General features: G+C 62.6%; 6 protein-coding genes, 1 other RNA gene and 1 pseudogene. 1 reads left to right on the top strand and 7 read right to left on the bottom strand.

All coding sequences use genetic code 11. From position 1 onward, the window contains the following. A pseudogene (locus tag EN906_RS38390) lies at window positions 1–227 on the bottom strand (transcriptional regulator MraZ); the annotation flags it as partial. A 410-nt stretch (window positions 228–637) separates the two neighbouring features. On the opposite strand from EN906_RS38390, the gene EN906_RS21180 reads away from it, so the two are divergent. Continuing rightward, window positions 638–1,753, top strand: a complete 1,116-nt coding sequence (locus tag EN906_RS21180; protein WP_127271467.1) for a cystathionine gamma-lyase — start codon at window positions 638–640, stop codon at window positions 1,751–1,753. Between the two features lie 9 nt (window positions 1,754–1,762). Here EN906_RS21180 and EN906_RS21175 read toward each other — a convergent pair whose 3' ends face one another. The 6 genes from EN906_RS21175 to EN906_RS21150 all read right to left on the bottom strand — a co-directional run bounded on the left by EN906_RS21175 (window position 1,763) and on the right by EN906_RS21150 (window position 5,379). Continuing rightward, window positions 1,763–2,065 carry a type II toxin-antitoxin system RelE/ParE family toxin gene (locus tag EN906_RS21175; protein ID WP_127271465.1) on the bottom strand — a complete coding sequence of 101 codons (303 nt, stop codon included), beginning with the start codon at window positions 2,063–2,065 and terminating at the stop codon, window positions 1,763–1,765. Beyond that, window positions 2,062–2,337, bottom strand: a complete 276-nt coding sequence (locus tag EN906_RS21170; RefSeq protein WP_027034949.1) for a type II toxin-antitoxin system ParD family antitoxin — start codon at window positions 2,335–2,337, stop codon at window positions 2,062–2,064. Before EN906_RS21170 ends, EN906_RS21175 begins: the two co-directional genes overlap by 4 nt. Window positions 2,338–2,511: 174 nt before the next feature. Next, window positions 2,512–2,921: RNase P RNA component class A (gene rnpB, locus EN906_RS21165), an RNA gene on the bottom strand. Between the two features lie 50 nt (window positions 2,922–2,971). Beyond that, entirely contained in the window at window positions 2,972–3,697 is a 726-nt protein-coding gene (locus EN906_RS21160) for a lytic transglycosylase domain-containing protein (RefSeq protein ID WP_127268666.1), read from the bottom strand. Between the two features lie 210 nt (window positions 3,698–3,907). After that, on the bottom strand, window positions 3,908–4,663 hold the full coding sequence (locus EN906_RS21155; protein ID WP_127268667.1) for an N-acetylmuramoyl-L-alanine amidase: 756 nt from the start codon (window positions 4,661–4,663) through the stop codon (window positions 3,908–3,910). After that, window positions 4,660–5,379 (bottom strand): DnaJ family molecular chaperone, encoded by a 720-nt coding sequence (locus EN906_RS21150; RefSeq protein WP_127268668.1) that lies wholly within the window; start codon window positions 5,377–5,379, stop codon window positions 4,660–4,662. The genes EN906_RS21155 and EN906_RS21150 overlap by 4 nt, the downstream gene beginning before the upstream one ends. Window positions 5,380–5,547: the final 168 nt, after the last annotated feature.

Raw genomic sequence — 5,547 nt, 5'->3', positions numbered from 1 at the left:
GACATATCGTCCGCCGTCTGCAGGAAGGGATCCTCGAGCGCGATGCGCTGCTCGTAGCGGTCGAGCAGATCGAGCCCGCCGACATCCATCGCCGGCAGATCCAGGCAGCGCAGCGCATAGAGTTCCGAATAGCCGCGCTTCTGCACGACCGCACGGAAATGCGCGGGAACGGACACCCGTCCCTTCGCATCGATCCTGCTCACCGTGCTTGACAGAAACCGGTCCATTAAACGCTACAGCCGCTTGCGCCGCCGCACCCCTCTCCATCTTGTCGCACGCGCCGCCGCAGCGCGCTCCCTGCCCCGCATCAGCCTCATCCGCACGGGCAAAAACCGGCAAACGCGCAGCCGCCGCGGCTGCCCGATTGGCGTACGCTTTACCCTGACACGGAACGAAGGCTTTGATGTCTAGATGGGATATCATGGGGCACTATGGGCGTCAACGGGATTAGGCTTCACAAACACGCGCGCCGCGACCAATGAGAGCAGCCTCGCCGACACGTCTCGTCTTTATGGTCTATTAAGCCTAACGAACCGTTTAGAGCCGCCTGGCCCACCCGGACGCGCCTTGCCGCGCGCCGCTGCCGGGCATAGCGTCTCGCCACATATCGCCGGTCGCAAACAGGGTTGGAAATTCGATGTCTGAAACTGCAAAGTCACGCGCTGCAGCGCTTCCTCACCTGCGTCGCAGCGGGCTTGCCATGGGCGATTCCATTCCCCTGCCACTGACCATGGCCGCCATCTTTCATGCGCCCGGCGACGCCACCGGTTTCAACCAGTACGGGCGATTCAGCAACCCGACCTGGGACGCGGTCGAACATATGCTGGCCCATCTGGAGGACGCGCCTTGCGTCGCCTTCCCTTCAGGAATGGCGGCAATCTCGGCGGCGTTTTTTGCCGTGCTCAAGACTGGCGACCGTATCCTGCTGCCATCGGACGGCTACCACACGACAAGAGCGCTGGCCGATCGCTTCCTCAAGCCGCTCGGCATCGCCTACGATGTCAGGCCTACCTCGACCTTCCTCGACGGCGGCTTCGATGGCTATCGCCTCGCCTTTGTCGAAACCCCTGCCAATCCGGGGTTGGATATCTGCGATATCGCCGCCGTTGCCGATGCTGTTCACAAAGCCGGCGCGATCCTTGTGGTCGACAACACGACCATGACACCCTTCGGCCAGCGGCCGCTCGACCATGGCGCCGATATCGTCGTTGCCGCCGACACCAAGGCACCCAACGGCCATTCAGATGTGCTGTTCGGCCATGTCGCCAGCCGCAATGCCGAGATCATCGCCGCCGTGACCGGCTGGCGCGAAGTTTCCGGCAGCATTCCCGGACCATTCGAAGCCTGGCTGGTGCATCGCGGCCTGGAGACACTGGATGTGCGCTTCGATCGCATGTGTTCCTCGGCGGAAGTCATCGCGCGGCGGCTGCAGGGCCACCGGGCAATCAGCGGCCTGCGTTATCCCGGACTGGAAGGCGATCCGTCGCACAACCTTGCCCGTGCCCAGATGGAGCGCTTCGGCTTTCTGATCTCTTTCGAGCTCGCCTCGGAGGACAAGGCCGAGGATTTCATCAACAATTGCGCCTTGATGCAGGCCGCGACATCCTTCGGCGGCGTCCACACCTCCGCCGAGCGGCGCTTGAAGCGAGGCGATGCCGTTGCCGCCGGCTTCGTTCGCCTCTCGGTCGGCTGCGAGCCGGTGGAAGAGCTCTGGAAGGCAATCGAGACGTCGCTGGACAAGATCGGCGGCTAACCGGACCGATCACGGGCCGAGATCGTCGGCTTCTATGTTGCGATAGCCGTGCAGTACACGAATGATCTCGATCGCGTCGTCACCTACACGATACAAGGTGAGATAGTCGCCAACGAGCAGATGACGGACGCCGGGCGCGATGTCATCGCGCGGCGCGCCGGAGAAGGGATAGGTCTCCAGTTGCTGCCACCGTGCCTCGATGCGATCGAGCAACCTATCCGCTGCGACCTCGCTATCGCGTGCAACATGAAGCCAGATCGCGATCAAATCGTCTTCTGCGCGCGCGTTCCGGGCGATGAATAGCGAATTCATGCTGCGTCGTCAGATCGCAAGCGCCTCCGCGCCTCGGCCTTGATTTCATCCATCGACGCAAATCGTCCCGGCCCGCTGTCTATCCCTTCCTGCACCAGCTTGCGCAACTCATCGAGCGTATAGCCGAAGAGATCGCGCCGATCCTTCCATTGCCGCAGCGCATCGCGGATCACTTCGCTGGCGGAGGCATATTCGCCGGCGGCGACGACATCATCCACCGCCTGCGCCAGTTCCGGCGACAGCGTGATGCTGCGTTTGTCGACCTGTCCCATGAGAGGCTCCCGATACCATTTCCCGATCATGGTACGATTTAATCGCACCGGTTTCAAGCAATGGCCGACTCTCGCTCGCACGGATGAACGGCCGGGCAGGCTTGAATCAACAGGCGCGCCCGAGGGCGCAACCTGCTGAATTCAAGAGACTTCTCTTGATATCGGGGGAGAGAAATTGCCAGCTGGCCTGTAAGCCGGGTTCTGTATGGCCCCCGCCCCTTGCGGGGCGAGAACGTGGCGGCCATTCATCTTGGGCGCATGTTGCCATGCGCCTCACGCAACCTACCCGGACGGTGAGCCGGAAACAGCCCTCGAGGGTTTCCCCTCGCACCGTCCCTATTCGGTCTTGCTCCCGGTGGGGTTTACCGTGCCGCTCCTGTTGCCAGTCGCGCGGTGGGCTCTTACCCCACCCTTTCACCCTTACCCCGAATCCGGCAAGCCGGATCGTGGCGGTTTGCTTTCTGTGGCACTTTCCCTGGGGTCGCCCCCGCCGGCCATTAACCGGCACCGTGTTTCCATGGAGCCCGGACTTTCCTCACCCACGACCTTTCGGCGTTTGCGGGTGCGGCCGCCCAGCCAGCTGGCAGAGCGTATAAAGGGGTTCGCGCCCGAAAACGCAAACGAAAAAGCAGACTTATGCGGGCGATCCCAGCGCAGCCATCTGCACCTTGACCTTGCCGCAATAGGCGGCCGACACCGGGTTCATCCGCGTTGCGGCGTGGCCGGCATTGTATTTCAGAATGGTGCCGCAGGTCGTGCCGCCGCCGAGGCTCCGCGCCATGGCAAGGTATTTCATGCCGTATTTGATGTTGGTGTCGGGATCGAACAGGCCCTTGGCGGAGCCGCTATAGCCCATCATCCGAGCCGTGGCCGGCTTGATCTGCATCAAGCCGATCTCGCCGGCGCCGCCAACGATGTTGGGCCGGTAGTTGCTTTCGATCTGGATAACCGCCGAGGCGAGCGATACCGGAACGCCTTCGATCGCCGCATAGCGGGCAACGATAGCGGAATACTGACCGCTGCTGGCCACCGCGGCCGCCGAGGCTGCCGCGTTCCGGACACCGATCGACGCCGTTGCCGTCATGTCGACGGTTTTTCGGCCACGCTTCGTCTGCTTTCTGGCGGACTTCTTCGGCTTGGACCAGCTTGCTTTTTCCATTTTCGCGGAAGCCCGCTTCGTCGCCTTGGCGTCGTGGCCTGCCTTGCCGCTTCTGGCCTGTGGGGCCTTGCCGCTTTTCGCGGATGCCACGACAGGCCCTTGATCGGCTCGCGGGCTGAGGGGCGCGGCATCTGCGGCACTGAAGGCAAAAGTCATTACGCCGGCAGCAAGAGCTGCCGTTAAAACGGTAAATTTCTGCATGTGATCCTGTTCTGTCTGAACCGCGCGAAGATGTTCACGCAGCAACGCCTAACCAACGTCGGAACAACCCGGGGGGCTTGGGGTCCGACATCTACACGTCAGCCGTTTGACGCCCGAATTGGTGTCAAACAAGGCCAGGCAAGTCACTTTGAGTGACAGCTTGTAACTTAAGGATTGGAAAGAATTGCTTGGGAGAGGCTCTCCCGGGGGTCAGCGCCTCATGGAAGCAAGCAGCCTTTGCAGCGTCCGCAGCGTCGAGCCGTCGGCAACGCCGTCCACCTTGCGCGGCCGGAAATGACGCTGGAAGGCCTCGACCACCGCCTCCGTCTGCCGGTCGAAAATGCCCGATATTTCAACGCCATAGCCGTAGAGGGCCAGCATCGACTGCAACGCTTCGACGTCGCCGCCGGTATCGCCGGTTGTCAGAGTGGCGCCTCGCCTGACGGGCGCGGCCGCCACGAGATGGCCAACACCGGCCTCGAACAGCGTCCGCCACGGAAACTTCTCGCCGGGATCGATCTTGCGCCCCGGCGCAACATCAGAATGCGCGAGTACCCGCTCGGCGGCGATCGAATGCCGACCGGCGATCCCACGGCACAGCGCGATCACCGCATCGATCTGCCGCCGGGGAAAACCGGGATAGCCCAGCGAATGCCCTGGATTGACGATCTCGATGCCGACCGAACAGGAATTGATGTCGGCCCGTCCGAACCACGAACTCTTGCCGGCATGCCAAGCGCGGTCGCTTTCCCTGACCATCTGCACGATATGGCCATTCTCGTGGACGAGATAATGTGACGAGACCTCGCTGGCCGGGTCGCAAAGCCAGGCCTCGGCCCCGGCGCCGGTCGCCATACCGGTGTAGTGCAGCACGATCATGTCAGGCCTGGGCGTCTCGCGCCGCGGGCCGAAATTCGGCGATACCCTGACTTCGGCACGTGGCTCGTCGGGCAGAAAGCCGCTCATGCGTGGCGCAGGCCCCGCTCGATCATCTCGTAGGCAACGTTGATCGCCGCCACCCTGGTGGTCGCGATCTTGATGAATTCCTGAGGCAGGCCGCGCGCGATCAGCCGGTCCGGATGATTGTCGGAAACCAGCTTGCGATAGCGCTTCCTGACCTCTTCGAACGGCTTGCCGCGCTCGATGCCAAGCACGACATAAGGATCCCCGGCGCCCAGGTTGACATGTCGCGCCATGATGGTCTCGTAATGCGCTTCGTCGATGCGGAAAATCTCGGCGATGCGGTGCAGGAAGTGGCCTTCGCGCTCGTGCACCAGCCCGTCGGCCTTGGCGATGTGGAACAGACCGTCGAGTATGTCTTCCAGCATCACACAATTGGAATGCCCGGAACCGCACATCTGCGCCATCCGCTCTGCATAGGTCTCGAAACCGGCCACGTCGCGCTGGGCGAGATCGAACAGACGCGCCACATTGCGCGTCTCCTTCGGCGGCACTTCGAATATTTCCTGGAAGGCGCGCACCTCGTCCTGGGTGACGATACCATCGGCCTTGGCCATCTTGGCCGACAGCGCGATCATCGCCACCGAAAAGGCGACACGCCGGCGCAAATCCGCATCGCCGGCGAAAACCGTGCGCACGGCCTCGACCACGTCGGCGACACCCGACGAGGCTGAGGATGAAACGCGGGTGATGAATTCGCCGAGGCGATCCCAAATGGACATGGCCTGCTTCTTAGAGCCACCGCCCGCTCCTATCAAGCCGGGACAGTGCCGCAGGCTTTGCGCGACAAATCGATCGGACTCGAACGCCACGGCGCTCGGACAATATGAAAAAGGCCAGCGCGAGCCGGCCTTTCTCATTCATCACACGAAGTACTGCTTGCTCACTAC

This window comes from Mesorhizobium sp. M7A.F.Ca.CA.004.06.1.1, assembly GCF_003999135.1.
Lineage (GTDB): Bacteria > Pseudomonadota > Alphaproteobacteria > Rhizobiales > Rhizobiaceae > Mesorhizobium.
This window is presented reverse-complemented; position numbering and strand designations above follow the sequence as displayed.

Coding starts and splice junctions, on each gene's coding strand:
- EN906_RS21160 (WP_127268666.1), bottom strand. CDS start 3,697: ATGCAGAAATTTACCGTTTTAACGGCAGCTCTTGCTGCCGGCGTAATG.
- EN906_RS21175 (WP_127271465.1), bottom strand. CDS start 2,065: ATGAATTCGCTATTCATCGCCCGGAACGCGCGCGCAGAAGACGATTTG.
- EN906_RS21155 (WP_127268667.1), bottom strand. CDS start 4,663: ATGAGCGGCTTTCTGCCCGACGAGCCACGTGCCGAAGTCAGGGTATCG.
- EN906_RS21180 (WP_127271467.1), top strand. CDS start 638: ATGTCTGAAACTGCAAAGTCACGCGCTGCAGCGCTTCCTCACCTGCGT.
- EN906_RS21170 (WP_027034949.1), bottom strand. CDS start 2,337: ATGGGACAGGTCGACAAACGCAGCATCACGCTGTCGCCGGAACTGGCG.
- EN906_RS21150 (WP_127268668.1), bottom strand. CDS start 5,379: ATGTCCATTTGGGATCGCCTCGGCGAATTCATCACCCGCGTTTCATCC.